At 63.6% G+C, this 25,953-nt stretch carries 22 protein-coding genes; 8 read left to right on the top strand and 14 right to left on the bottom strand.

Going from position 1 to position 25,953, the window contains the following annotated elements; genetic code table 11:
• Positions 1–27 precede the first annotated feature (27 nt).
• A complete protein-coding gene (locus NKH17_RS11175; protein WP_302897181.1) occupies positions 28–1,011 on the bottom strand; it encodes an ABC transporter permease in 984 nt (327 codons plus the stop codon).
• A 308-nt stretch (positions 1,012–1,319) separates the two neighbouring features.
• On the opposite strand from NKH17_RS11175, the gene NKH17_RS11170 reads away from it, so the two are divergent.
• Positions 1,320–2,282, top strand: coding sequence for a sugar-binding transcriptional regulator (locus NKH17_RS11170; protein WP_031211026.1), 963 nt, complete (start codon positions 1,320–1,322; stop codon positions 2,280–2,282).
• Here NKH17_RS11170 and NKH17_RS11165 read toward each other — a convergent pair.
• The 7 genes from NKH17_RS11165 to NKH17_RS11135 form a co-directional block, all read right to left on the bottom strand.
• On the bottom strand, positions 2,279–3,772 hold the full coding sequence (locus NKH17_RS11165; protein ID WP_352895932.1) for a xylulokinase: 1,494 nt from the start codon (positions 3,770–3,772) through the stop codon (positions 2,279–2,281). The genes NKH17_RS11170 and NKH17_RS11165 overlap by 4 nt on opposite strands.
• 20 nt (positions 3,773–3,792) lie before the next feature.
• The gene (locus NKH17_RS11160) at positions 3,793–5,115 is read right to left on the bottom strand and encodes an NAD(P)H-dependent oxidoreductase (RefSeq protein WP_254820384.1); all 1,323 of its coding nucleotides are present in this window, start codon (positions 5,113–5,115) and stop codon (positions 3,793–3,795) included.
• Between the two features lie 213 nt (positions 5,116–5,328).
• Positions 5,329–6,435 (bottom strand): mandelate racemase/muconate lactonizing enzyme family protein, encoded by a 1,107-nt coding sequence (locus NKH17_RS11155; protein WP_352895930.1) that lies wholly within the window; start codon positions 6,433–6,435, stop codon positions 5,329–5,331.
• 50 nt (positions 6,436–6,485) lie between these two features.
• A complete protein-coding gene (locus tag NKH17_RS11150; protein WP_352895928.1) occupies positions 6,486–7,211 on the bottom strand; it encodes a GntR family transcriptional regulator in 726 nt (241 codons plus the stop codon).
• Positions 7,212–7,492: 281 nt separating this feature from the next.
• Positions 7,493–8,647: an efflux RND transporter periplasmic adaptor subunit gene (locus NKH17_RS11145; protein WP_254820387.1), complete on the bottom strand. Its 1,155-nt coding sequence runs from the start codon at positions 8,645–8,647 to the stop codon at positions 7,493–7,495.
• 16 nt (positions 8,648–8,663) lie between these two features.
• Positions 8,664–11,843, bottom strand: a complete 3,180-nt coding sequence (locus NKH17_RS11140; RefSeq protein ID WP_352895925.1) for an efflux RND transporter permease subunit — start codon at positions 11,841–11,843, stop codon at positions 8,664–8,666.
• Positions 11,837–12,112: a hypothetical protein gene (locus tag NKH17_RS11135; protein ID WP_352895922.1), complete on the bottom strand. Its 276-nt coding sequence runs from the start codon at positions 12,110–12,112 to the stop codon at positions 11,837–11,839. The genes NKH17_RS11140 and NKH17_RS11135 overlap by 7 nt, the downstream gene beginning before the upstream one ends.
• A 251-nt stretch (positions 12,113–12,363) precedes the next feature.
• Here NKH17_RS11135 and NKH17_RS11130 point away from each other — a divergent pair, with 251 nt between their 5' ends.
• A complete protein-coding gene (locus NKH17_RS11130) occupies positions 12,364–12,945 on the top strand; it encodes a TetR/AcrR family transcriptional regulator (protein ID WP_031211029.1) in 582 nt (193 codons plus the stop codon).
• A gap of 544 nt (positions 12,946–13,489) precedes the next feature.
• On the opposite strand, the gene NKH17_RS11125 is transcribed toward NKH17_RS11130, so the two are convergent.
• The 6 genes from NKH17_RS11125 to NKH17_RS11100 all read right to left on the bottom strand — a co-directional run bounded on the left by NKH17_RS11125 (position 13,490) and on the right by NKH17_RS11100 (position 19,674).
• The gene (locus NKH17_RS11125) at positions 13,490–14,512 is read right to left on the bottom strand and encodes a LacI family DNA-binding transcriptional regulator (RefSeq protein WP_352476602.1); all 1,023 of its coding nucleotides are present in this window, start codon (positions 14,510–14,512) and stop codon (positions 13,490–13,492) included.
• 57 nt (positions 14,513–14,569) lie between these two features.
• On the bottom strand, positions 14,570–15,364 hold the full coding sequence (locus NKH17_RS11120; protein WP_352801405.1) for an ATP-binding cassette domain-containing protein: 795 nt from the start codon (positions 15,362–15,364) through the stop codon (positions 14,570–14,572).
• A 4-nt stretch (positions 15,365–15,368) separates the two neighbouring features.
• Complete coding sequence (locus tag NKH17_RS11115; RefSeq protein WP_254820392.1) at positions 15,369–16,355, bottom strand: ABC transporter permease; 987 nt, start codon at positions 16,353–16,355, stop codon at positions 15,369–15,371.
• A 105-nt stretch (positions 16,356–16,460) separates the two neighbouring features.
• Positions 16,461–17,393, bottom strand: a complete 933-nt coding sequence (locus NKH17_RS11110; protein WP_352895918.1) for a substrate-binding domain-containing protein — start codon at positions 17,391–17,393, stop codon at positions 16,461–16,463.
• A 251-nt stretch (positions 17,394–17,644) separates the two neighbouring features.
• On the bottom strand, positions 17,645–18,439 hold the full coding sequence (locus NKH17_RS11105) for an SDR family oxidoreductase (RefSeq protein ID WP_352895915.1): 795 nt from the start codon (positions 18,437–18,439) through the stop codon (positions 17,645–17,647).
• Positions 18,440–18,516: 77 nt separating this feature from the next.
• Positions 18,517–19,674, bottom strand: a complete 1,158-nt coding sequence (locus tag NKH17_RS11100; protein WP_254820395.1) for a fumarylacetoacetate hydrolase family protein — start codon at positions 19,672–19,674, stop codon at positions 18,517–18,519.
• 222 nt (positions 19,675–19,896) lie between these two features.
• On the opposite strand from NKH17_RS11100, the gene NKH17_RS11095 reads away from it, so the two are divergent.
• The 6 genes from NKH17_RS11095 (at position 19,897) to NKH17_RS11070 (ending at position 25,940) form a co-directional block, all read left to right on the top strand.
• Positions 19,897–21,180 (top strand): NAD(P)/FAD-dependent oxidoreductase, encoded by a 1,284-nt coding sequence (locus NKH17_RS11095; protein ID WP_352895913.1) that lies wholly within the window; start codon positions 19,897–19,899, stop codon positions 21,178–21,180.
• A gap of 83 nt (positions 21,181–21,263) precedes the next feature.
• On the top strand, positions 21,264–22,151 hold the full coding sequence (locus NKH17_RS11090; RefSeq protein WP_352895910.1) for an ABC transporter permease: 888 nt from the start codon (positions 21,264–21,266) through the stop codon (positions 22,149–22,151).
• Positions 22,148–23,026, top strand: a complete 879-nt coding sequence (locus NKH17_RS11085; protein ID WP_352895907.1) for an ABC transporter permease — start codon at positions 22,148–22,150, stop codon at positions 23,024–23,026. Before NKH17_RS11090 ends, NKH17_RS11085 begins: the two co-directional genes overlap by 4 nt.
• Entirely contained in the window at positions 23,011–24,081 is a 1,071-nt protein-coding gene (locus NKH17_RS11080) for an ABC transporter substrate-binding protein (protein ID WP_352895905.1), read from the top strand. The genes NKH17_RS11085 and NKH17_RS11080 overlap by 16 nt, the downstream gene beginning before the upstream one ends.
• A 175-nt stretch (positions 24,082–24,256) precedes the next feature.
• Positions 24,257–24,865: a cupin domain-containing protein gene (locus NKH17_RS11075; RefSeq protein ID WP_254820400.1), complete on the top strand. Its 609-nt coding sequence runs from the start codon at positions 24,257–24,259 to the stop codon at positions 24,863–24,865.
• A complete protein-coding gene (locus NKH17_RS11070) occupies positions 24,855–25,940 on the top strand; it encodes an ABC transporter ATP-binding protein (protein ID WP_352895901.1) in 1,086 nt (361 codons plus the stop codon). Before NKH17_RS11075 ends, NKH17_RS11070 begins: the two co-directional genes overlap by 11 nt.
• Positions 25,941–25,953: the final 13 nt, after the last annotated feature.

Here is a 25,953-nt window from a genome sequence, read left to right as displayed (position 1 = left end):
AGCCAATTCTTCATTGTGCCCCATTCTTCATTGTGCTCGGCGCCGCCAGGTGTCGGTGGCCACCGCCAGCGCGATCACCACGCCGATAACCACTTGCTGGATGAAGGGCGAGACACCGAGCAGGTTCAGCCCGTTGCGCAGCACGCCGATGATGAGGACGCCTATGGCGGTGCCGCCGATCGAGCCGACGCCGCCCGACAGGCTGGCGCCGCCGATCACTACCGCCGCGATGGTGTCGAGTTCGTAGCCGAGGCCGGAACTCGGCTGGACGGAATCGAGCCGCGCGGCAAGCACGATGCCGGCGAGACCGGCCAGCACGGCGCAGATCGCATAGACCCAGTTCGTCAGCGACTTGACCGGTATGCCGGACAGCCGGGCGACTTCGGCACTGCCGCCGATTGCGTACAGGCTGCGGCCGGTGGCGCGGTAGTTGAGGAAGATCGCGAAAATGACGGCAAGCACGATCATCAGCCCGACGGTGACCGAGAGGAAGCCGAAATGGCGGATGATCGACAGGCTGGTGAACCAGTCGGGAAAGCCGACGATCTGCGAGCCGTCGGTGATCATGTTGGCGAGACCGCGCGCCACCGACATCATCGCCAACGTGGCGATGAAGGGCGGCAGCTTGGTGATCGTGACCAGCAGGCCCGAAACCAGGCCGCAAAGACCGGCGACGACGAGGGCCGCGGCGATGCCGGCGGGCAGGCCGAGATTGAGATAGTCCGGATGGGCGACGAAGCCCATCACCATGGAAGCCAGTGCCAGCACCGAGCCGACGGACAGGTCGATGCCGCCGATCAGGATGACCAGCGTCATGCCGATCGCCATGATGCCGAGCACGGTGACCTGGTCGAGCACGTTGAGGATGTTGCGGATGGTCAGGAACGTGTCGGTGGTCAGCGAGAGCGCCAGGCACAGCAGAACCAGCCCGATCAGCGGACCCATGGTTCCGGCAAAGACAGCTGAAAACCTTGCGCCCGCGGTAGCCTGCGCGCCAGAGCCGGCCTTCAACTCGCCTGCCTTCAAATTGCTTGTGTCGTTGCTCACAGCCACTTTGTCTCCTCCACAGCAATCCGGCGCTGCATCACCGGGCCACTTTGCTCACCAGGCTCCTCCCTGTGAACAATTTATCTTTAACATGCAATTTTGTTCAGCTAAACTGTTCGTCGGAAAATTGTCAAGGCCTGCCGCTTCATTCGAGGACGGGTTTGCGCTGTCCGCCGGTTTGGCTTACGCAAGGTCTCCGAAATCTTGGGCATTTCGAAGTCGCCGGATTGGAATTTCATGAGCAGAGCCGGCGGCTGCGGCAAGGCAAACAGATGACGATCGTAGAGAACGAAAGAGCCTCGCGCTTCCCCGACGCTGAACTCAAGGCCCGCGCCGCCTGGCACTATTACGTCGAGGGTCTTACACAGGAACGGATTTCCGAAATTCTCGGCGTCGGCCGCATCAAGGTGCATCGCATTCTCTCCGCCGCCCGCGAAGAGGGGGTCGTCCAGTTTCGCATCCGTGACAGCGTCGTCGAATGCGTGATTTTGGAGGAAAGCCTGAAGCAGCGGTTCGGGCTCAGCCAGGCCGTGGTCGTGCCGTCGGCAGCCGACCGAAGCAATGCGCCGCTGATGATCGGCCACGCCGCTGCCGCCTACCTGGCCGACCATGTGAATGCCGGCGATGTCATCGCGCTGGGCTGGGGGCGGACACTGAAATTCGCCATCAATGAATTGCCGCGGCGGCCCATCGCCAGGACGACGGTGGTTTCGATGCTTGGCGGCCTCACCCATGCCCAGCCGCTCAACCCGACAGAAAGCGCCTGGGATTTCGCCGAAAAGATCGGTGCGGAATGCTTCCTGCTGCCGGTGCCGGTCTATGCCGACAGGCCGGAGCAGCGCGACGCCTTCATGAGCCAGCGCAGCGTTCAGGACGTCGTCTTCCGTGCACGCCGGGCAAACATCGCCGTGCTCAGCGTCGGCTCGTTTTCCAACGACAGCCCGATCGCCAATTATGGCTTCATCAAGCCAAGCGAACTCGAGGAATTGCAGGCGGCCGGTGCCGTCGGCGATATTCTGTGTCATTTCATCGACGCCGAGGGCCGCCCGGTCGACCACGAGGTCAACCGCCGCGTCTGCGCCTATCCGCTGCAGGATCTGTCGGATATCCCGAGCATCATCCTGGTGTCGGGAGGCAGCGAGAAGGTTGCGGTGATGCGGGCTGCGCTTGCCAACACCAAGGTATCGGTTCTGATCACCGACGAAGACGCGGCAAAGGGCCTGCTCAACCGCTAGATTTCGCCGAGAGCGCCGAGGCGGGTATGGATATCGCGCGTCGCCTGGTAGAGGTCGCGGTAGATTGCCTTGCGGTCGCGATAGGCGGCGACAAGCCCGTCGACCGGATCGACATGCCTGGTGGGAGCGGCAGCCATTACCTCTGCTGCGGCTTCCGGCGAGGCAAACCAGCCGACAGCCGCTGCCGCCAGCATGGCAGCGCCGAGCGCGGCGGCTTCGTTGACCGGCGAGACCGAGAGCGGCCGCTCGATCACGCTTGCCATGATCTGCATGAGCAGCGCGCAATTGGTGCCGCCGCCGGCGGCAATCATCGCCGCCGGTCCGCCGGCCTGGGCTTCCATGGCCTCGGTGGCGACGGCCTGCTCGAAGGCGATGCCTTCCAGGACAGCGCGGAAGAGATGCTCCGGCCGGTGGTCCAGCGACAGGCCGACAATGGCGCCGCGCGCCGCACCGTCCCAATAGGGGCTCATGACGCCGGCCCAATAGGGCATGATGAGCAGGCCGTCGCTGCCTGCAGCAACATCCAGCGCCGCGTTCTCCAGCGCTGCCGCCGATGGCGAACCGGTCGTGCGAACGATCCAGTCGACCAGCTGCATGCCCGAGCGCAGCACGGTCTCAAGCATGAAACCGGAGCCGGTCGGCGAGACCAGCGTTCGAAAAGCGTCCGAGGTTTTCACCTTGCCGGAATAGCAGCCGCTGACCACGCCGGAGCCGAGCGAGAGATAGCTCTTGCCCTCGCCGTAGACGCCCATGCCGAGGCCCATAGCTTGGCCGTCACCGGCGCCGGCAACGACCGGCGTGCCGGTCCTCAGGCCGGTCAGTTGCGCTATGCTTGCGGAAAGACTGCCGCAGACCACGCCCGGCGCGACCAACTCGGGCAATTGCTCCAGTTGCAGCCCCGCCGCCGCAACGAGCTCTGGACGCCAAGTGCCTTTCTCAACGTCGAGCAGCCCGAGCGGATCCGCACTTGCGGTGCTGGTGACCAATCGCCCGGTCAGTCGCTGGACGAAGAATCCGTGCACGTCGACCAGCGCCGCTGCCTGGCGAAGCACTTGCGGCTGGTGCTCGGCAAGCCAGGCGATGGCGTAGAGTGCCGGCGTCGGGTCCGGCGGCTTGCCGCTCCAGTCGCGGATCGCCTCGCGGCCGAGTTCGGCCGAAAGCCTGATAACCTGCGGACGGGCGCGTTCGTCCAGCCACAGGATCGCCGGGATGAGTGCTTTGCCGGCGCTGTCCACCAGCGTGAAGGTCTCGCGCTGATGAGCGATGCAGATCGCCGCCACCCGCGCAGCGCCGACCGCCTCGGTGACCTGCTTCAATGCGCCAAGCAGCGCCGTCCACCAATGTTCGGCGTCCTGCTCGAAATGGCCGGGCTTCGGATTTGAAAGCGGGTACGGCTCGCGCGCCTGGAACAGCTCCTCGCCGTCGCGCGAGAAGGCAATTGCCTTCACGGCCGTGGTCGAGGCGTCGATCCCGATTACGACATCTTCCATCAGGCGGAGATCCGGCGGGGTCAGGCCGCGTTGGTGGCGAACCGTCCGTCTGACTGGTCGAGACGGCGGCGGATCTGGGTTATCACCATCGAATCGTCGGGTACACAATTTTCATAGGTCAGGAAGTCGCCGGTCTTGAGCGGCTTGACCACCTTGGCGCGTTCAGCAAGGCCGAGCGGCAGGGCGCCGCGGGCGCGCGCATCCTCCCAGGTCATGGCGAAGCCACGATAGTCGTTCTCGCCGATCATGCCGAGAGATTGGCCAACGCCGAGATCGCTCTTGGCAACCGCCACCGCCTCGGCGACCGGATGGTCGAGCGGCTCCATGTCGGCACGCTTGTAGACGACCGCGCGCGCCGCCGACAGCGGCACTTCCAGGCTGGTCAGATGATAGGGCCGGAAGATCGTGAAATAGGGGCCTTGGCCGACCTTGAGGTCGATCATGCGCTCCAGCACACGCGGATGCCGGGTCTCGATGATGCAGAACACGCCGGGCGCCACACCCTTGCCGATCGAGTAATCGACAACGCCCTTGCGGTGCAGCACGCCGCCATCCTCGCGCGGGCAAAGCACGCTTGCCAGCTCCTCCAGCGTCGCGGTCGGGCCGTGCATGCCCGGCACATCGGGCACCAGGCCGGTCGCATTGGCGATTGCCACCATTTCGATCGCCGTCTTCGAGCCGTCGACGAATTCGACCAGCATGCGCGCATTCATGTTGCGCTCGGCCGCCTCCTTCTCGTAGTCGGCCGGCATGGCGTCGATCTTCAGCGGATTGTTCTTGCCCTTGCCGGCGGCGATGATGTTGAAGCCGAGGCTTTTAGCAAAGCCGATGATCTCCAGCGTGCAGGCGGGCTCGTCGCCGGCGGCACCGGTATAGACGACGCCGGCCTTGCGTGCCTCCTCCTTCAGGAAGCGGCCGATGGTGATGTCGGCCTCGACATTGAGCATGACGATATGCTTGCCGTTCTTCATTACTTCGAGCGCAAACAGCGTGCCGATATTGGGATTGCCCGTTGCGTCGATGATGACGTCGATCCGGCCGGCCGCCGCCAGCGCATGCAAATCTTCGGTCACCGCGATCTTGCCCGCCTCGATGGCGCGGTCGATCGCCGCGGCATTGCCGGCCTGAACGATGTCGGAATGGTCATGGCCAGCGAGCAGCGCCGCGTCGATCGCTGCCTGCGGCCTGACTTCAGAAATGGCGCCGATCCGCATGCCCGGCATCAGCGCGACCTGGACGACGATGTCGGTGCCCATCTGCCCGGCGCCGGCAAGCCCGATGGTGATCGGCCCCTGCTGTTCAGCGCGCTGCAGAAGTTCCGCTGCAAATTGCGGATGGGACATGTCGCTTCCTCCAGTTCCTGACGCGCCGCAGCGTCCAAATCAACGTTTTGAACATTTCTATTTGCAAATGAAAAATATTTCAACCGGCAATTGGGCATTGCCGCTCTGCAATCGGTCGAGGACGATTGGATGAGCGGTCAACCCACACGGCCGTGCCTCCGCAGTCAGAAGGACGCGGCATATTCAGGTTGATTCGGTGCAGCCTTATGCAGTTCAGCTGCCGATTTCGAAGAAGGGCGCGCCAAGCAGGCCGGGAACGACATCGATGCCGAGGCCCGGCCCATCCGGAATGCCCATACGGCTTCCCGAAACCGGCGGCATGTTGGATGCGGTGCGCACCGTCACCCATTCGTGAAAGGCGATGGCGTGCAGCCGGCGCTCCTCCGGCGTCGACAGCGACAGATGCGCCATGGCCGATGTGTCGATCTCGGCGCCGCCAGTGTCCTCGACCGTGATCATGAAGCCGAGGTCGACGGCAAGGTCGCGGATCTGGCGCGTTTTGGTGACGCCGCCAAGGCGTGAGATCTTCAGCGTCAGCCCGTCGGCGGCGCCCTTGCGATGGATGTCGAGCATATCGTCAAGCGAGGCGACGGATTCGTCCAGCACCATCGGCTTGTCGAGCGAGCGGCGCACCGACAGGCATTCGTCGATCGTCGTGCAGGGCTGCTCGAACGTGTAGTCGATGTTGCGCGTCGCATCGGCGAACTGGCGCGCCTGGTAGGGCGTCCAGCCGGCATTGGCGTCGCAGAAGATGACGGTGCCCTTCGGCACGGCGGCGGCGACGGCTGTGACGCGTTCGATGTCGTCATGGACGTTGCCGCCGACCTTGACTTGCAGCCGGTGAAAGCCGCCGTTGACGATGCGCTTGGCGAGTGCGGCCATCGCGTCGACGCTGCCGTGGGTGACGACCTTGTAGAGTTCGGCCGTCTCGCTCTCGCGTCCGCCAAGCAGGGTGACCAGCGGCACGTCGGCGGCGCGCGCCGCGAGATCCGAGCATGCCATGTCGAGCGCCGACTTGACGTAGGGATGGCCCTTGAAAACCGTGTCCATCAGCCTGTTGATACTGGCAAGCCCGCGTGGGTCATGGCCGATGAGATGCGGCGCGATCTCGACGACGCCGGCGCGCGTGCCGGCGGCGAAGGCAGGCGAATAGAAGTTGCCGAGCGGCGCCATCTCGCCCCAGCCGGTGAGCCCGCTATCGGTGGTGACGGCGACGATCACCGCGTCGAACGCATCGGCGACGCGCCCCTTGGACATGCGGTAAGGCCCGTCAACGAAGGGCTGCACGACATGGTAGGCCTTGATGGTTTTGATCTGCACGTTTTCTGTCCGTTGCCTATTTTCCGGGATGACCACCAGAATTGTCTGGCTCAGCCGCCTTCAGGCGGTCCGGCACGATTGGCGCCAGCACCCTTTGAGCCGCGCTGTTCCAGCCCGCGCGCATAGGCGAGCAGTTCTTCGAAATCGAAATCGATGTGCTCCTTGGCGTGGCGCTGGGCAGCGCGCATGTCGCTGCCCTTGAGCAGCCGCACATAGGTCTCGTGAGCATCTTCGGCAGGCACCGGCTCGTTGCGCGCCCGCTGGTGCAGCGCGAAATACATCTGCAGCCGGCTGGTCAGCCGCTGCCAGGTTTCCAGGAGCACCGAATTATCGGCCCATTCATGGATCAGGCCGTGCAGTTGTAGCGCCGTTTCGATCTGCCGCGTCGTGTCCAGTTCGCGCGTCGCCTGCTTCACCGCCGCATGGCGCCGGTCGAGCTCGTCGAAGAAGCGCTGGTCGCGAAGCGGCCAGGTCCGCGCGATGGCGAATTCGTCGAGCACCTTGTTGAGCGAATAGGCATCGTCGATATCCTTCGCGGTAACGTCGATGACGAAGGTTCCGGCGTAAGGAATGCTGGTCAGGATGCCTTCCTGCACCAATTCGCGCATCGCCTCGCGCAGCGGCGCACGGCTCACCCGCATCTGCTCGGAAATCCTGAGTTCGTTGAGCTTCTGCCCAGGTTCCAACTGGCCGGTCAGGATCGCCCGCCGGAGCAGCGCCACGATCTCGGCGCGTCTTGTCGTGTCGGCGATCGGACTGAAATCCAGCGTTGCCATTCCGGCTGCTCCAGCAAACCGGAAGGAAAAACAGATTGTCGACAATCTTACAAGAGGCTGGTTGTGGATTTCTTGACTTCCGCTTGGCCGGCGGCTTGCGGCGCAGGCAAGGCCGTCAGGGCGCACGGCCGCAAAAGCCGACCCCGCTGAACATCACGCCGGCTTCTCGAAGCCGGCGTATGTAGCGCTTTCCCCAAGGAATTGCGTAAGACGAACATAGCAAAACGGCGCCCCTGGCGTGGGAGCCGAGGGCGCCGCGGGACCGGACCTGATGGGGGTTATCAGGTGGCCGGTTTCTCGGGCAGCGGCGAGACCGGCATTCCCGGGCCGATCTTCTGCAGATTGCCGGTAATGACCCGGTCGCCTTCGGCCACACCGCTCAAGATGGCGACCTGATCGCCATTGGTCGGTCCGAGCGAAACGATACGCTGGTCGACCGTGTTGTCCTTGCCGACGACATAGAGGTATTTGCCGAGCTGGCCTGAGCCGAGTGCCGTCTGCGGTACCATCAGCGCATCGGGCTGCTCTTTGACGTGCAGCCGGACGCGGACATATTGGCCGGGGAGCAGCGTGAACTTGGCGTTGCCGATCGTCGCCCGCGCCGTGATCGTGCCGGTCGAGCGATCGATCGTGTTGTCTATGAAGGTAAGATCGCCCTTCTGGCGCGGTTCCGTTTCACCGGGAAGCAGGACATCGACACTGATCGGTCCTGCGGCCCGGGCTTCCTCGATCTGTGTCAGGTCGGTCTCGCTCGGATTGAAGGTGACGTAGATCGGATCGAGCTGCACCAGCGAATTGAGCACCGTGCCGGCAACGCTGACCAGCGTTCCGACGGATGCCTGGCTGCGTCCGATGCGTCCCGCGAACGGGGCACGGATTTCGGTATAGCTCAAATTGAGTTCGGCGGTGCGCAAGGCGGCTTGGTTCACGGCGAGCGAAGCCTGAGCCTCACGCAAGGTGCTGGTGCGCTGGTCGAACACGTCCTTGGCGAGATAGCCGCTCTTGGCGAGCTCGCTGCCGCGCCCGAGATTGGAGCGCGCATAGTCGAGTGTTGCCGTGTCGCGCTGGATAAGCGCCTTCGCCTGCTCGAGGGCAGCCTGGAAATCCTCAGGGGCGATCTTGTAGAGAAGGTCGCCCTTCGCAACGTCACTGCCGTCGATGGCGACCTGCTCCTGCAGGTAGCCCGGCACGCGCGCCTGCAGCGTGATGCTGCGGATCGGCTCCACCCGGGCGGCGTAGTCGAGATAGATCGGGATCGTCTTCTTGACGACGCTCACCACCGGCACCGGCATGACGAAGGCTTCCGGCTTGGGTGTTGCCGCCCCGGCTGTGCCGGCGTTGAGGCTGAGGCTGCCCATGTCGAGCAGGTGAACGCTCGCCACCGAAATCGCCCCAAGGGCGACGGCCGTTCCCAGCGCGATTTTCCATTTACGCATGATCAATTCTCCAGTCCTATTCAGCCGCTTCGGCCAGGGGCTCGAAGGCGGGTTCGGCAGTTGGTTGTTCGGTCGCTTCGGAAACCGGTTCGCTCTCGCTGCGGCGCTCGCGCAGTTGCTCGATCACCGCATAGAAGACCGGCACGAACACCAGCGACAGGATCGTCGCCGCGACCATGCCGCCAAAGACGGTGGTGCCGATCGACTGCCGGCTTGCGGCACCGGCACCTGTGGCGAACATCAGCGGCAGCACGCCGAGGATGAAGGCGAAGGCGGTCATCAGGATCGGTCGCAGCCGAAGCCGCGCCGCTTCCATTGCGGCGTCGACGATGCTGAGGCCTTCTTCGCGTCGGCGCCGGGCAAACTCCACGATCAGAATCGCGTTCTTGGCCGCCAGTCCGATCAGCATGACGAAGCCGATCTGCGAATAGACGTCGATCTGCATGCCGCGCAGCCACAGCACGACGAACGCACCGAACAATGCGAGCGGCACCGCCAGCAGCACCATGAACGGCATCGCCCAGCTCTCATATTGCGCGGCCAGGATCAGGAAGACGAAGACGATTGCAAGGCCGAAGACGACGGATGCGATCGATCCTGCCTTGAGCTCCTGATAGGTGATGCCGGTCCATTCGTAGCCGAAATCTCTCGGCAATGCCGTGGCAGCGGCACGCTCCATTGCCGCCACCGCCTGGCCGGACGAAAAGCCGGGGGCGGCGCCGCCATTGATCAGCGCCGACGCATTGTTGTTGTAATGCGGCACGGTCTCGGGGCCGACGATCGGCACAAGCTTGCCCAACGTGCTCAACGGCACCATGCCACCCGACGCATTGCGGACATAGAGCCGCGATATGTCGGCCGGACCGGCGCGAGAGTCCTTGTCGGCCTGGATCGTCACCCGGAAGGTGCGGCCGAACAGGTTGAAATCGTTCACATAGAGCGAGCCGAGATAGATCTGCAGCGTGTTGAAGACGTCCGGCAGGTTGAGCCCGAGCAGCTTCGCCTTGGCGCGATCGAGATCATAGTTGAACTGTGGCGTCGAGGTCGAGAACGACGAGAACAATTGCTGCGGGTTGAGCTCCGGCTGCTTGCGCGCCTCGGCAATCACGGCTTGCGTCGCATCGTTGAGCGCCACGCTGCCGCGGCCGGTCAGGTCCTCGACCTGGAACTCGAAGCCACCAGTGGTGCCGATGCCCGGGATCGACGGCGGGTCGAAGCTCAGCGCAAAAGCCTCCGGAATTTGCAACAGCTTGTTGCGCACGTCGGCGACGAGCTTCGAGGCGCTCTGGTCGGGGCCGCGTTCGTCCCATGGCTTCAGGATCGCGAATTCGACCGCCGAGTTCGACTGCGCGGCACTGGTCAGGAAGTTCAAGCCGCTGATCGAGCCGACGATATCGACGCCCGGCGTGTTTTGCAGGATGTCGCGCGCCTTTTGCGCCACTGCATCGGTGCGTTCCAGCGAGGCCCCGTCGGGGAGCTGGATGACGACGAAGAAATAGCCCTGGTCCTCGACCGGAAGGAAGGTCGACGGCAGGCGCTGCCAGACGAAATAGGTCGCGACAAGTCCGGCCGCGAACACGCCGAGCATGATCCAGCGCAGGCGGATGAGAATGCGTACGCCATTCGCATAGGCATGCGCCAGCCGTTCGAAGCCCCTGTTGAACCAGCGGAACAGCACGAACTGTGTTTCCGGCCGGTGGCGCAGGAAGGCGGCGCTGAGCGACGGGGTAAGCGTCAGCGAGACGAAGGCCGAGATGCCGAATGAGATCGCCACGGTCAGGGCGAACTGGTTGTAGAGTCGGCCGGACACGCCGGGAATGAAGGCGACCGGCACGAACACGGCCATCAGCACGGCGGTCGTGGCGATGATCGGGCCAGTGACCTCGGCCATCGCCGTGCGCGTGGCGGCCAGAGGTTTGAGGCCGGCCTCAAGTTGGCGTTCGACATTCTCGACGACGACGATGGCGTCGTCGACGACGAGGCCGATCGCCAGCACCATGCCGAGCAGGCTGAGCATGTTCAGCGAGAAGCCAAGCATATGCATGACGGCCAGCGTCGTCACCAGCGACACCGGAATTGCGATCGTCGGGATGATCGTGGTGCGCCAGCTTTGCAGGAAGATGAACACCACGGCGACGACCAGGACTAGCGCTTCGCCGAGCGTGATCAGCACGTCGTGCATTGAGGCCGAAACGAAACGTGTCGTATCGTAATGCATGGCGTAGCTGACGCCCTTCGGGAAACGGGCTGACAGCTCCTGCATCTTGTCCTTGACGCGCTGCTGCAGATCGAGCGCGTTGGAGCCCGGCATCTGGTAGACCGCGAGCACCACCGTCGGGTCCTTGCCGAAGAAGGCCGACGACGAATATTGCAGCGCACCGAGTTCGATGCGCGCAACGTCGCGCAGCCTGACCAGCGAGCCGTTGGCGGTATTGGCCCGCACGACGATGTCGCCGAACTCCTTGGGATCGCTCAGCCTGCCGACGGCGTTGACCTGCATCTCGAAGGCAGTGCCGGCCGGAGCCGGTGATTGCCCGATCTTGCCGGCCGCCACCTGGACGTTCTGCTCGGCGACGGCGTTCTGCACGTCGACGGCGGTAATGCCGAGATTGGCGAGCTTGTCGGGGTCGAGCCAAATGCGCATCGAATAGCGCCGCTCGCCGAAGATCTGCACGTCGCCGACGCCGGGCAGGCGCTTCAGCGGATCGACCACCTGCAGATAGGCGAGGTTGCTCAGCGCGACCGGATTGACGGAACCGTCCGGCGAGGTGAGGTCGACGATTAGGACGAAGTTCGGGTTCTGCTTCTTGATCGTCACCCCGCCCTGATTGACGATGGCCGGCAGCGAGGAAGCCGCCTGCGAAACGCGGTTCTGGACGTCGACGGCCGCCGTGCTCAGATCGTAGCCGACGTCGAAGGTGATGGTGATCGTCGACGAGCCGTCATTGGAGCTCGACGACGACATATAGATCATGCCTTGGACGCCGTTGATCTGCTGTTCGAGCGGTGTCGTCACCGTGTCGGCGACGACCTGCGCGCTGGCGCCCGGGTAGTGGGCGCTGACCACGACCTGGGGCGGCGTGATGTCGGGAAATTGCGAGACCGGCAGAAGAAAATAAGAGATTCCCCCGGCGAGCACCATGATGATGGCGATCGCCGACGCAAAGATCGGACGATGGATGAAGAAGTTTACCATGAGATGCACGCCTCGCCCGATGCTCTGGCCCGGCCGAAGGCCTTGGCCACCCTGGACAGCCGCCGGCTGCGCGTTGAGCCGGAATCTTCGAGAAAGCCGAAATCTTGCAGGGGGCGACGCGGCGCATTGCGGCGGTCGGCCTGCTCGTCCGCCAGCGTACGCAGCATCGCCTCGAAAGACCGCGGGTCGACGCGGTCGGCTTTCATCAGCATGCGGATCATCGGATCCCTCACGACTTCATCGATCGTCAGATCATTGCGCTGCGACATCGAAGCGGCTCCTGGTTTTGGCGATCCGCGGCAAGCCGCGGATCTGGTGTTTTCTTGCTCGCCGGCCGAGGCCGTGAGGGGCGGTTCGTCCCCTTGCCGATCGGGGCGGGGCTGATGACCGGCACTTGCGAGTTTGACATGATGCAATGCGGGTGTTACAGGTAAGTAACATCGCTAACGTTACAGACCGGTAACACCCTAGTCAAGAGGTGGACCGAGGGAATTTCGGAAACGCAATCACGGAGGTTTTGATGACAGACGGTGTTGTGGAGCGTGTTCGCCCCCGGGACAGGATCCTGGAGACGGCACGGGACATGTTTCACAAGCATGGCATTCGCGGCGTCGGCATCGACGCCATCACCGAGGCCGCCGGCACCAACAAGATGACGCTCTACCGGCATTTCGAGTCCAAGGACGACCTGATCATCGAATGTCTGCGGGCGACCGCCTGCAGCGCCAACGCGATGTGGGAGAAGTTCGAGGCCGAGAATCCGGGCGACAAGCTGGCGCAACTGCACGCCTGGGTCCGGATGGCGGCCGATTGCCTGATGTCGGATCGCCGCGGTTGCGACATGGCCAACGCCGCCATCGAGCTGAGCGAGGCCGATCATCCGGCAAGGCAAGTGATCAAGGAACTCAAGGAAGCGCAGCGCGAGCGTCTGGTCTCGCTGTGTCGCGACGCGGGTATCGGACAGGCCGAGCTTCTCGCCGATACGCTGTCGCTTCTGCTCGAGGGCGCCCGCGTCAGCCTGCAAAGTGTCGGCGCCGAAGGCCCGAGCGCGCAGTTCGTCCGCATGGCGGAAGGCCTGATCACTTCTTTCAGGGCCAGATAATCTCGCAAGCGGCGAGACGATCCGCGGCGTTTTGATTGCGCGCCGTACCGCCGGGTGATGTCTCGTCCCATCGCGATGTGCCATCTCGCGTCTCCCTTGCCGATCCTCCGCAGCAGCATTGCTGGCGCGGCGTTGTTTGCTGGTCGTGAGGCAGGATAGGGCCGCAGGCGAACCGGTGAGAGTGACAAGTGTGACAGGATTCTGCCCGACAAGCCGCGGCGAAGCTCAACGATTTGCGGATCAACAGTCGTGTCCGATGCTAGTAACGACCCCAAGCATCGCCCGCTATCCCGGCGCCGGAACAAAAAAAGCCCGCTGCCGGGAGGAGGTGGCAGCGGGCTCGATTTCGAATACGGCACGGGAGGAGGTGTACCGCACTCAGCGTCGGCATCGCATCTGGGAGGAGTAGATGGCCGACACCTGCGAAACTATCAATTGCCCAATGATTCGGCAACCACAAAAGTTGCATAGGTGATGTGCAGATTTGCGGTATCAACCGAATTTTAACGATCAAGGCCCGAGCGACCATCGCCCCCGCACGACATCACTGCACCGGGACATTTTCCTTGAAGATCAGGCGCGGCTCGATGAATTTCCGCGTCAGATAGGGCGCCGACGAGGCGATCGAGCCGAGCAGGCGAATGACCGACTGTTCGGCGATCAGCCGCGCATTCTGGTCGATGACGACGTCGAGCAGATCGTCGACCAGATAGCCGCGCGTCTCGCGCGTCAGGTCATGGCAGATGAACACCGGCTTCGTCCGCGGCCTGGCTTCGAGCAATGCTTTTGCCACGCCCGAGCGCCCGGCCCCGATACAGTAGATCCCGAGCAGCTCCGGCTCGTTGTGCAGCGCCTTCATGGTCGCGGTATAACTGACCTCCGGCTCGTCGTTGATCTCGACGGCGCTGGTGACGGTCAGATTGGGGAACTCCTCGCCGAGCACCGAGCGAAAGCCCATTTCGCGTTCCTCGTGGCCGCGATAGGAACGTGAGCCGACCACCATCGCCAGATGGCCCTGGCGGCCGCCGAGGAACCGTCCCATCAGCAGCGCCGCAGTGCGGCCGGCCACCCTGTTGTCGATGCCCACATAAGCTGAGCGCGGCGCGCCGGGAACGTCGGACACCAGCGTGACCAGGCGGATGCCGGCCTCGACGATCTCGCGCAAGATGTTGCGCGTTCTCGGATGGTCGATGGCGATGACGCCGACACCGTTCGCCTTGAGCGAGAGGTTTTCGACGGCCATCTGCAAGGCACTCGGCGAGATGCCGGCGAGCTTGTGGATGCGGCAGGAGGCGACCAGCGGCAGGCGCGCCGCATAATCCTCGATGTGCCTGGCCAGATCGGCCATGAAGGCATTGCTGCCCATCGGCAGGAAGAATTCGAGATGTGCCGGCCGCGAGGGCAACGCGACCTGGTCGACGACCGGCAGATAGCCGAGCTGCTTGGCCGCCTCCATCACGCGCTGCCGGTTGGCGGCACTCGCCCCCGGCCGGTTGTTGAGCACACGGTCGACCGTCGCGGTCGACAGGCCGCAGCTCCTGGCAATATCCGAAACGGTGGCTTTCATGTCGCAACCATGTGGCGATGCGATCCAGTGCCTCGACGATAAGCCCGGCCCGGCTGCTCAGCCGGGCCGTTGCGTGCCCTCGGCCAGCGCGTCACGGATCTCCTTGTCCGACATGCCGGTGATGACGCGCTCGACTTCGGCGACGCTGGTCTTCTTCGGGTCGATATCGTCGGCGACCACCTTGCCGCGGCGCATGACGACGATGCGGTCGACCACCTGGAAGACATGATGGATGTTGTGGGCGATGAAGATGCAGGAATGGCCGGAATCGCGCGCACTGCGCACGAAGCTCAGCACCCCTTGTGTTTCGGCGACGCCGAGATTGTTGGTCGGCTCGTCGAGGATGATGAGGTCGCTGTCGAAATGCATGGCGCGCGCAATCGCCACCGCCTGCCGCTCGCCGCCGGAGAGTGAGCCGATCGGCGTCGTCGGCGGGATGTTCTTCGAGATGCCGACCTGCTTGAGCAGGTCACGGGCAACCACGTTCATCGCCTCCTGGTCCATGCGGTTGAGGAAACGCGGCGGCTTGATCGGCTCGCGTCCAAGGAACAGGTTGCGGGCGATCGACAGCTGCGTCACCAACGCGGAATCTTGGTAGATCGTCTCGATGCCATGGGCGATGGCGTCGCTGGTACTGCGCAAATTCACCTTCTTGCCGCGGATAAAGATGTCGCCGCTGGTCAGCGGGACCGCGCCCGACAGCACCTTGATCAGCGTCGACTTGCCGGCGCCGTTGTCGCCGAGCAGTCCGACGATCTCTCTTTCGTTGACATGGAAATTGGCATCAACCAGCGCCTGCACACGCCCATAGGACTTGCGGATGTTCGTCATGCGGATCAGTGGCTCGACCATCGTCTCAAGTCCCTGCCTGATGCCGGCGTTCCAGCCATGAGTGGAGCGCCATCATGCCGAGGATGATGGCGCCGATGAAGATGTTGTAGGCAAGGCCCGGCACACCGATCAGCACGATGCCGTTGCGCATCACGCGCAGGATCAGGATACCGAGCACCGTGCCGATGATTGTGCCGCGCCCGCCGGTCAGCGCCGTGCCGCCGATCACTACCATGGCGATGACTTCGAGCTCGTAGCCGGTACCGCTGTTGGGGTTGGCCGCCGAGGTACGCAGCGAGGAGATGACGCCGGCGAGCGAGGCCAGGATCGACGACAGGATGAACAGGCCGATCTTGACGCCGCTGACATTGACGCCGCGCGCCCTTGCAGCACTCGGGTTGCCGCCGGCCGCCTGGATCCAGTTGCCGGTCCGGCTCTGCGTCAGCACGTAGCCGAGCGCGATTGCGGCGGCGATGAACCAGAACAGCGACATATAGATACGGAACGGCCCGATGAAGAAATCGCCGACCAGGGCTTCCGCCAGCCAGCTGCCCTCGGCGCTCCAGGTCCGCTGCGGAAACCCGCTGGTGACGAACAAAGCGGTGCCGCGCACCACCAGCAGCATGCCAAGCGTCACCAGGAAGGACGGGATCTTGAGCTGCGTCACGAACCAGCCATTGACCAGTCCGATGAAGGCAGCGACCACCAGCGCAACGACGAAGGCGGCTTCGAGCGAGGCGACGCCGCTGTTGAACAAGGTCCACATCAGGACCGGCGAGAAGCCGAACACCGAGCCGACCGAGAGGTCGAATTCGCCTGATGTCATCAACAGCGTCATCGCCAGCGCGATCAGCCCGAGTTCGACCGTGAAGGCCAGCGTGTTCGAGATGTTTTGCGGCGACAGGAAGTCGTGGTTGATGCCCCAGAACACGGCGATCTCGATGACGAGCAGCACGAACGGCCCGAACTCAGGCCGCGCGATCGAGCGTTGGATAAGAGAACGATTTTCCACCTTGGACCCGCGATAGGATTGGATTGGCCGAGACCGCAAGCGGTTCGGCGGAATGATGAGACGGTCACGGCCGCCGAAGCGGCCGTGACCAACTCGATCGCGGACCTATTTGCCGGACAGGATCTTGTCGTATACCGCGGCGGTGTCCTTCTCGTAGAGCGCGCCGGTGATCACGTCGAAGCCTGGCGGAATACCGCTTGCCGCCATGTTGGCGAGCGAGAGCGCGACGTAGCTGGTCGCCTGCGGATCCTGCCACTGCGCGGCATTGACGTAGCCGTTCAGCACTTCCTGGGTGGTGTCGAGCGAGTTGCCCCAGCCGACGACCGGGATTTCGCCCGGCTTGACGCCGACCTGGTCGAACACTCGCTTGATCGAACCGGTGACCAGGTCGCCGAGACCGATAACCGCCTTGACCTTGGCCCTGTTGGCGGTGAGGTAATCGACCATGCGGTTGATCACTTCGGCCTGGTCGAGCGTCGCTTCGGTGATTTCGTAGGTGATGCCGAGCGGCTCGAACACGCTCTTGATGCCTTCCTCTTCCTGGACGCCATAGGTGGCGCCGGGGATTTCGACCGGCATCCAGACGAAGTCGCCCTTCTTCACCAGGCCCTTGTCGACCAGATACTGCGCCCAATGCTTGCCGAAGGTAACGTTGTCGCCGCCGACATAGGCGTTGAAATCCGCCTTCGGGTCGGGCGTGTTGAAGTTGATGATCGGGATGTTCGCCGCCCGCGCTTCCTTGACGATCTCGACAAGGCTGCCCGGATCAGGACTGGTCGTGGTGATGCCGTCGGCCTTGGCGGAAATCGCGGCGCGAACAGCCTCCTGCTGCGACGCCACGTCGCCATTGTGGAACGACGTGTTGACGGTGTTGCCGGTGTCCGCCGCCCATTGCTTGGCGCCGGCAAGGAAGTAGGTCCAGACCGGATCGGCCGGGCCGCCATGCGAAATCCAGTAGAACGTCTTGGCCTGTGCCGCGGCCGGAATGGCCAGCGCCACCACCAAGCCAAGTACAAGCAGTCTTAGGCTCGTCAGCATTTGATTTCCTCCCATTTGAACCGAACTCCTCCTCCGACGACGATCACCGCGAAAAGCCGTGCGCGGCCAAAACGGTGGTCGCATTTTGCCAGCGTCGACCTGGGCGCATTAGAGCATTCCCTTTTTCGATCGATGGCAAGCCTCGATTGCCAATGGACGTTGGCGCAAAGCACGACGCCATCAGCAATCCCATCAGATTGCATCAGTTTGGCTGATATTTTCCGGGCGGCCGACGATCGGCCCTGCGACCGTCACGCAATGCCGCGCGGCGGCGCGCCGAGCACGGATTGCTCTAGGTCGATAAGCGTCCCGGTCATCAGCCCGGAGGCGTCGCTGAGCAGGAACAGCGTTAGCTGGGCGACTTCGTCCATGGTCAGCAATCGACCAAGCGGCAGGCCGGCGGCGGCGATCTTTGCCCAGTTTTCGCCCTTGCCCAGCGTGCGCGCCTGCATCTCTTGTTCGGCCGGCGTCGCTACCCAGCCCATGTTGATGCCGTTGACGCGGATGCGATCGGAAAGATGCGCGTTGGCAATGTTTCTGGTCAGCGTCGAAAGCGCGCCCTTGGTGGCGGAATAGATGGCAAGGTCCGGCGCACCGCAATGCGCATTCACCGACAGTATGTTGACGATGGCGCCCGCCGCCCGCCGTGTCTTCATGTCGGCTACGGCCGCCTGCATGAGGAAGAACGGCGCGCGCGCATTGACGGAAAACAACCTGTCCCAGTCGTCGACTGTGCCAGTTTCCAGCGAGGCCCGGTCGGTGAGGGCCGCGGCGTTCACCAGACAATCGATGCGGCCGAGTCTTTTGATCGCTTCCGCCATGACAGCTGCAGGCGCGGCCGGATCTCCAAGCTCGGCCTGGATGAAGACGACGGGCCGGCTTGGTCGTGAAAGCTCTTCGGCGATGCGTGCGCCACGCTCGGCATTGCGGCCGACAATGGCGATCCCTTCGCCGCCGCCGGCTGAGGCCAGCCGGGCGATGGTCTCGCCAAGCCCTTGCGTCCCGCCGGTAACGACAAGGGTCTTGCCCTCAAGAGCGACGATCAATGGACTCTCCCGAATGCCGACGAGCAGGTAATTTCCAATCAGAGAATTCTAGATCTATCGGATGTGAGGCTGGGGGACTAGATGAGGTCGGCCCTTGCGAGGTCACGCATCAGATGGCTGGCGCCGTAGGTCCAGTGTGGGCAGTCGGGCGACAGCCGCACGCGGTTGACCAAGGCACCGAACTTCTCCGACGATATGGTGACGATGTCGCCGACCTTGTGGGTAAAGCCTTTGCCTGTTTCGCCGCGATCCTTCGACGGCACGAACATCGTGCCGAGATAGAGCGCCAGCCCGTCCGGGTATTGGTGATGTGGCCCCATGGCGGCGGCGACCAACTCTTCCGGCGAGCGGCTGATCTCGGCCATCGAACTGGCGCCCTCCAGCGAGAACCCATCCTCGCCTTCGACTTTCAACCGTACGATCGCCTGCTTCACGTCGCCGATGGAAAATGTCTCATCGAACAGCCGGATAAAGGGGCCAAGTGCTGCCGAAGCGTTGTTGTCCTTGGCTTTGCCGAGCAGCAGCGCCGAGCGCCCCTCGACGTCGCGCAGATTGACGTCGTTGCCGATCGTCGCCCCGACGATCCTGCCGCTGCTGGCCGCAATCATGGCGATCTCCGGCTCCGGATTGTTCCATGTCGAAACCGGATGCAGGCCGACATCGGCGCCGAAGCCGACCGAGGCCATCGGCTGGCATTTGGTGAAGATCTCGGCATCGGGGCCGATGCCGACTTCCAGATATTGCGACCAGGCGCCGCGCGCAATCAGCTTGGCCTTGATCTCCATCGCCTCCGGCGAGCCGGGCTTGAGCTTGGACAGGTCGTGGCCGATCAGCCCGGCGATGTCGGCGCGAATGGCGTCGGCCTTTTCCGCCGAACCGCGCGCCTGCTCCTCGATCACCCGTTCGAGCAGGCTGACGACAAAGGTGACGCCAGACGCCTTGATCGCCTGCAGGTCGACGGGGGACAGCAGGTACGGTTTCCCCGGGTCGCGCGCTGTCTCGAAACTGTTGGCCGCAATGGCATCGAGCGGGCCGATCGGCCGCCCCTTTGCCGAGCGGACGTGCGCTGCCGGATCCGGCAATTCGCAAACGTCGCGTACGGTCGGTGCCACATTTGACGTGATGTCGAAGACCGTGCCGTCACGCACCGTGACCACCAGCGGATGGGAAGCATCGCTCGCCCGGGCGCGGCCCACGAAGAGGCCTTCGGCGGGCAAATGTGTGGCGTTCGTCATGGCTTGTATTTCCTGTTGTCTTGTCCTTCGGCCGCGGCACTTTCAACAAATTCCCGCCAAAGGTCTATCCCGCTTGCAGGGCGAGCTTTGTCAATTCTTTGGGTCTTCGCATCGCTGGACCTTGATCGAGCCTGACGTGCGCCAACGGCGACGGAAAACGCTCTTTCAAAATAATGAAACCGTCGCTAGGGTTTTTCACCTACTGAAGTCTCCAGGTGACGCTTGCTCTTACGGTTTTCCGACCCAATCTGGCAGAAGCCGCGGACAGCCACGGCGTTCCAGTCGCTTGTTCCAGCCGGCCAATGCGTCGATGTCGTCATCGTCGGCGGCGGCATCATGGGGCTGTCAACGGCCTTGCACGCTGCCCGGCTCGGCCTTGCCGTCCAGGTGCTGGAGGCCGGCGAAATCGGCAGCGGCGCGTCCGGTCTGAACGGCGGTCAGGTTATTCCTGGCCTGAAATACGATCCGGACTGGCTGCTGGAGCATTTTGGTCTCGAACGCGGTGAGGCGCTCGTCAACTTTGCCGCCTCGACGGCGGACGCCGTCTTCGAATTGATCCGCGACGAAAAACTGGCGGTGCCGTTCGTTCGCAATGGCTGGATTCAGGCCGCGCACACCGAGACCGCGCTGAAAGCGGCGGCGAATCGGGATCGGCAGTGGCGGGCGCGGGGCGCCGATGTCCGGTTGCTGAGCGGGACGGAGATCGCGACGATGACCGGCGCGCAAGGCTATCTCGGCGGCTGGCTCGATCGCCGTGCCGGCGTCATCGACCCGCTCGCCTACACGTCGGAACTGGCGCGCGTCGCTGCAGCGGCAAGCGTAAAGATCGCCGAGCGCCAGAACGTGATGCAGATCAGCAAGGATGCTGGTATTTGGCACGTTGCCACGGAAAGCGGCGCCGAACTCAAGGCCAGGGCGGTCGTCCTGGCGACCAACGCCTATACCGGCGGCCTGCTTCCCGGCCTCGCCGAGACGATCGTCCCGCTGCATTCCTTTCAGATCGCGACAGCGCCGCTATCGTCCAATCTCGCGGCGGCGATCCTGCCGGAGGGGCAGGCGGTTTCGGATTCGCGCCGCATCCTCGTCTATTACCGCAAGAGTGCCGACGGCCGGCTGGTGCTTGGTGGGCGCGGCCGCATGGCCTTGCCGAACGGCCCGGCCGACTGGGCGCATCTGGAACGCGCGCTGCTGCGGCTCTACCCGGCGCTGTCCGACGTGGCCATTGAAAAGCGCTGGTTCGGCCGGGTGGCTATGACGCCGGACCATCTCCCGCATATCCACGAGCCAGAGAAGGGTCTGCTGGCGGTCGTCGGTTGCCAGGGCCGCGGCATCGGCCTGATGACCGCGCTTGGCGAGCGCATCGCCTCCTATCTGTCGAGCGGCGACACCAGGCAATTGCCGTTCCCGATCTCGCCGATCCGGCCGATTCCGTTTCACGCCTTTCGGCAGGTCGGCGTTGCCGCGACCATCGCCTGGTACCGGATGCTGGACGCCTTCGAACGCTGACGTTCATTCCCGACGTGAAACAGCTTGACAGCTTCACGAATATGAAAAAAGCTTAGTCGATTTCAAATTGCCATAGGCAGTCGATGTCGACCATCGCCGCAACGCAGCCGCTGCCGGAAACCCGGTCTTCGCCGGGTTTCCGCTTCGCCATGCTGCTGCCGGGCGGGCTCGTCACCTTTGTGCTGATCCTTTTCGCCCTTGGCCTTGTGTTCTTCCTCGCCTTCCGCAGCAATGACGGCTCGCTGCTGGGGGCTGGTTTCACCCTTGCTAATTTCGTCACCGTGGCAACCGATCCGCTGTATTGGACGGTGACGCTGCGCTCGCTGAGCATCGCCGGCGTGGTGACGCTGGCAACCGTCGTCACGGCGTATCCTGTCGCCTACTATCTGGCCTTTCATGCCGGGCGGCGACGCGGGCTGCTGTTGCTCCTGCTGACCCTGCCGTTCTGGACCAGCTATCTGCTGCGCGTCTTCGCCTGGAAGATCGTGCTTGCCTATAATGGCGTGCTGAACTCGGCGCTGATCGAAAGCGGCATTTGGTCGGAGCCGACATTGGCCTTCCTTAATACGCCGGCAGCGGTCGTCGTCACGCTTGCCCACGCTTATGCCCCGTTCGCCATCCTGCCCATCTATGTGGCGCTGGACACGATCCCGAAATCGCTGCTCGAAGCCGCTTCCGATCTCGGCGCAAAACCGTTCACCAGCTTCCGCCGCATCGTGCTGCCCAATTCGATGCCGGGCGTGCTGGCGGCGGCCCTCGTCGTCTTCGTGCCGACCGTCGGCGACTATGTCACCCCGGCGTTGGTCGGCGGCCCGGCCAGCACCATGATCGGTACGCTGATCCAGGCCGAGTTCGGCAAGGCCAATGACTGGCCGTTCGGCGCCGCACTCGCCGTCGCCGTCATGTTGGTCATCCTCGCCGTGGTGCTGGTGGTGCGCTTCGCCGACCGCCGATACGGCAGCCGCACATGAACGCGGCGCGGGTCGATGCAAAACAGGGCGGCGGCTGGCTTGGCGCCTATGTCCTTGCCTATTTGATATTCCTGTATTTGCCGATATTGCTGATCCCGCTGTTTTCCTTCAACGATTCAATCCAGGCGGCGTTTCCGCTGCAAGGCTTCACGCTTGAATGGTACGGCACGCTTTACGGCAATTCGGCGCTGTCCGGCGCGCTTGCCACCAGCCTCGTCATCGGCGCCATTGCCGCCACCGGCGCAACACTCTGCGGCGTGACCGTGTCCTATATGGACCTCTACGGCCGCTCGCCGCTGGCCGCCACGATCAGTGCCATTGCGCGGCTGCCGATCCTGATCCCAGGCGTCATCGTCGGCATATCGCTGCTCATCCTGGTCAACCTCGCCGGCTTTGGGCCGTCGCGCATTGCCATTGTGCTCGGCCATGTGTTGGTGGCGCTGCCGACGACGGTGGTGGTCATGCGCAGCCGCTTCGCCGCCATCCCGAAGACCATCCGCGAGGCAGCGCTCGACCTCGGCGCTTCCGACTGGACGACCTTCAGACGGGTGATGCTGCCGCTCAGCCTGCCGGCCATTATTTCGGCGTTCATGCTGGCCTTCCTGACCTCCTTCGACGAGTTCATCGTCGCCTTCTTCCTTGCCGGCACCGAGCCGACGCTGCCGCTTTATATCTGGAGCCAGCTGCGCTTCCCGAAATCGCTGCCGACCGTCATGGCGCTCGGCACTTCGATCCTGGCCGTGTCGTTCCTCATCGCCGCACTCGCCGAAATGCTTCGCCATCGCGGGCTTGCTGCCACCCGGCGGTCAGCGCCCGCCAACCTGTCAAAACCAGAAGAAACCGAAAGAGGAGAACTGCAATGGCATTCGAGCTGAAATCGATAAAGGCAAAGACAGCGAAAACCGGACTGGCTGCCTTCGCGCTGGCGCTTGCGTCGACTGTCGCTTTTGCCGGCGACAAGCTGCAATATTTCACCTGGTCGGGCTATGAACTGCCCGACTTCAACAAGAGCTTCCTCGCCGCGCACCCCGATGGTGTCGAAGCCTCGATGTTTGGCGACGACGATGACGCTTTCACCAAGGTCAAGGCCGGCTTCCACCCCGATGTCGCGCACCCATGCTATGACAAGGTGGCGCGCTGGAACAAGGAAGGCCTGCTGCAGCCGATCGACACCAAGCGCATCAAGAACTGGGATTCGATCTTCCCGGTCTTCAAGAACCTGCCCGACCTGCAGGCCGGCGACGGCAAGGTCTGGATGGTGCCGTGGGACTGGGGCAACACCTCGATCCTCTACCGCACCGATCTGGTGAAGAACCCGGAAGCCAGCTGGAACCTGCTTTGGGACAAGCAATATGCCGGGCGGATGGCGACCATCGATGCCGTCCACGACACACCGGTGGTGGCAGCCCTTCTCGCCGGCGTCAATCCATTCGACATGACACCGGAACAGATGGACAAGGTGGCAGAAAAACTTCGCGAGCAGCGCCCGCTGCTCTCGAACTACACCACCGACATGACCTCGGTCGAACAGGCATTGGCGAGCGGGCAGCTGGTCGCGGCCATGACCTGGAACGCCTCGGCCACCTCGCTGAAGAAGCAGGGCGTGCCTGTCGAGTTCATGAAGCCGAAAGAAGGCATGCTGACCTGGGCTTGCGGCTTCGTCATGCTCAAGGACGCCAAGAACGTCGACCTAGCCTATGACTTCATCAACAGCCGGCTGGAGACGGATTCCGGAAAGTATCTGATCCAGGCCTACGGCTATGGCAGCTCGATCAGCTCGGCTTTCGCCGCCGTGCCGGAGGAGGAGTTGGAGAAACTGCAGCTACCTTCCGATCCCGAGGTGATGCTGAAGACCACGATCTTTACCGGGCCGATGAAACAGAATGACGAACTCGCCAAGATGTTCGAGAAGGTCAAGGCAGGCGGCTGAGTTCGCACTTCCTTCTCCCTTGCGGGAGAAGGTGTCGCCGAAGGCGACGGATGAGGGGTGTTCCAGATGGCACCGACGGCACTCCGGCCAACACCCCTCATCCGTCTCGGCGCTTCGCGTCGATCCACCTTCTCCCACAAGGGGAGGGAAAACCTTACCAAATAAGGACGAACGAATGGACATGCTGGATGAAGCGGCTGAGAAGCCGAAGGACGACGCCGACGTCAGGGTCGGCCGGCGCGTGCGGGCGCTCAGGCTGGAGCGCAATCTCTCTCTGGCCGAACTCGCCGCCAAAGCCGGCGTCTCGATCGGTGCGCTGAGCCAGATCGAGCGCGGCATGTCGTCATTGCGGGTGCGAGTGATCTGGCCGCTTGCCGCCGCCCTCGACATCGAGCCGTCGGCGCTGATTGTTGACGGCAACGATGCCGGCAACGATCTTTATTGCGTGCGCGCCAACAGCCGGCGTCAGATCCCGGTCAAGTCGGAAGGCATCGCCAAGGCGCTGCTGTCGCCGCCGGCTGCCACGCTGACCGGCATGCTGGTGACGGTGGAAGCCGGTGGCGGCACCGCCGAAGCCTACGCCCATGCCGGCCATGAATTCGGCTTCGTCCTCTCGGGCGAGGTCGAGCTGGTGGTCGATTCGACGAGATACGGGCTGAAGGCCGGTGACAGCTTCGCCTTCAAGAGCACCTTGCTGCATGCCTTCCGCAATCCGGGCAGCGAGCGCTGCCAGATCCTGTGGGTCAACACCACCAAGCCGTCCGAGGTTCGCGATGGCGCCTGATCCGCTCGTCCGGCTGGACAAGGTCTCCAAGATTTTCCCCGGCGGCATCGTCGGGCTCGACGCCGTCGATCTCGATATTTCGCGCGGCGAGTTCCTGACCCTGCTCGGACCGTCCGGCTGCGGCAAGACCACCAGCCTGCGGGTCATCGCTGGTTTCGAAAGCCCGTCGAGCGGCAGAGTCCTGCTCGAAGGGCGCGACATCAGCGCGCTCAGGCCCTTCGACCGTCCGGTCAACACCGTATTCCAGGACTACGCGCTGTTTCCGCACATGAACGTCGCGGAAAATGTCGGCTTCGGCTTGTCGCTGCGCAAGCTCGCCGGTGCCGAACAGGCAAAGCGCGTCGGCGCAGCGCTCGACATGGTCGGCCTTGCCGACAAGCTCGGCGCCCGCGTGTCCGAATTGTCGGGTGGCCAGCGCCAGCGCGTCGCGCTTGCCCGCGCCATAGTCTGCGAACCGCGCGTGCTGCTGCTCGACGAGCCGCTGTCGGCGCTCGATGCGCATCTGCGCGAACAGATGCAGGTCGAGTTGAAGCGCCTGCAGTCGCGCCTCGGCACCACTTTCGTCATGGTCACGCATGACCAGACCGAGGCGCTGTCGATCTCTGACCGCATCGTCGTCATGAACAAGGGCCGCATCGAGCAGATCGCGCCGCCGGCGACCCTCTACGACCGGCCCGCCACCAAATTCGTCGCCAGCTTCATCGGCACGATGAACCTTCTGCAGTCGCGCTTTGTCGGCCGCGACGGCGAGCGCTTGCGGTTCGCCGCCGGCGCCCTGCCGCTGGAAGCGGTTTCGGAGACGGGCGAATTGCCTGGCGAGGGCACGTTGCGCACCATCGGCGTGCGTCCGGAGGATCTTTTGGCGACGACCGAGGCCACGGCCGGCACTGTCCCCGTGCGGGTGAACAGCATCGTCTTCCACGGCCGCACCTTGCGTCTTCATGCAGAGCTGGGGCAGGGGACACAGGTGGTGATCGACGCGCCACGCCCGACAGAGGGTTTTCAATTCAGCGTCGGCGATGTGGCGCATATCAGCCTGCGCCGCGGCGCCAACTGCCCAATGCTGCCCAGCTAGTCTGATTTTCAAC

Origin of the sequence: Mesorhizobium sp. M1334, assembly GCF_040317995.1 — a bacterium.
Taxonomy (GTDB): Bacteria; Pseudomonadota; Alphaproteobacteria; order Rhizobiales; family Rhizobiaceae; genus Mesorhizobium.
The sequence above is the reverse complement of the archived record's forward strand: the minus strand, read 5'-3'. Positions and strand labels throughout refer to the sequence as shown.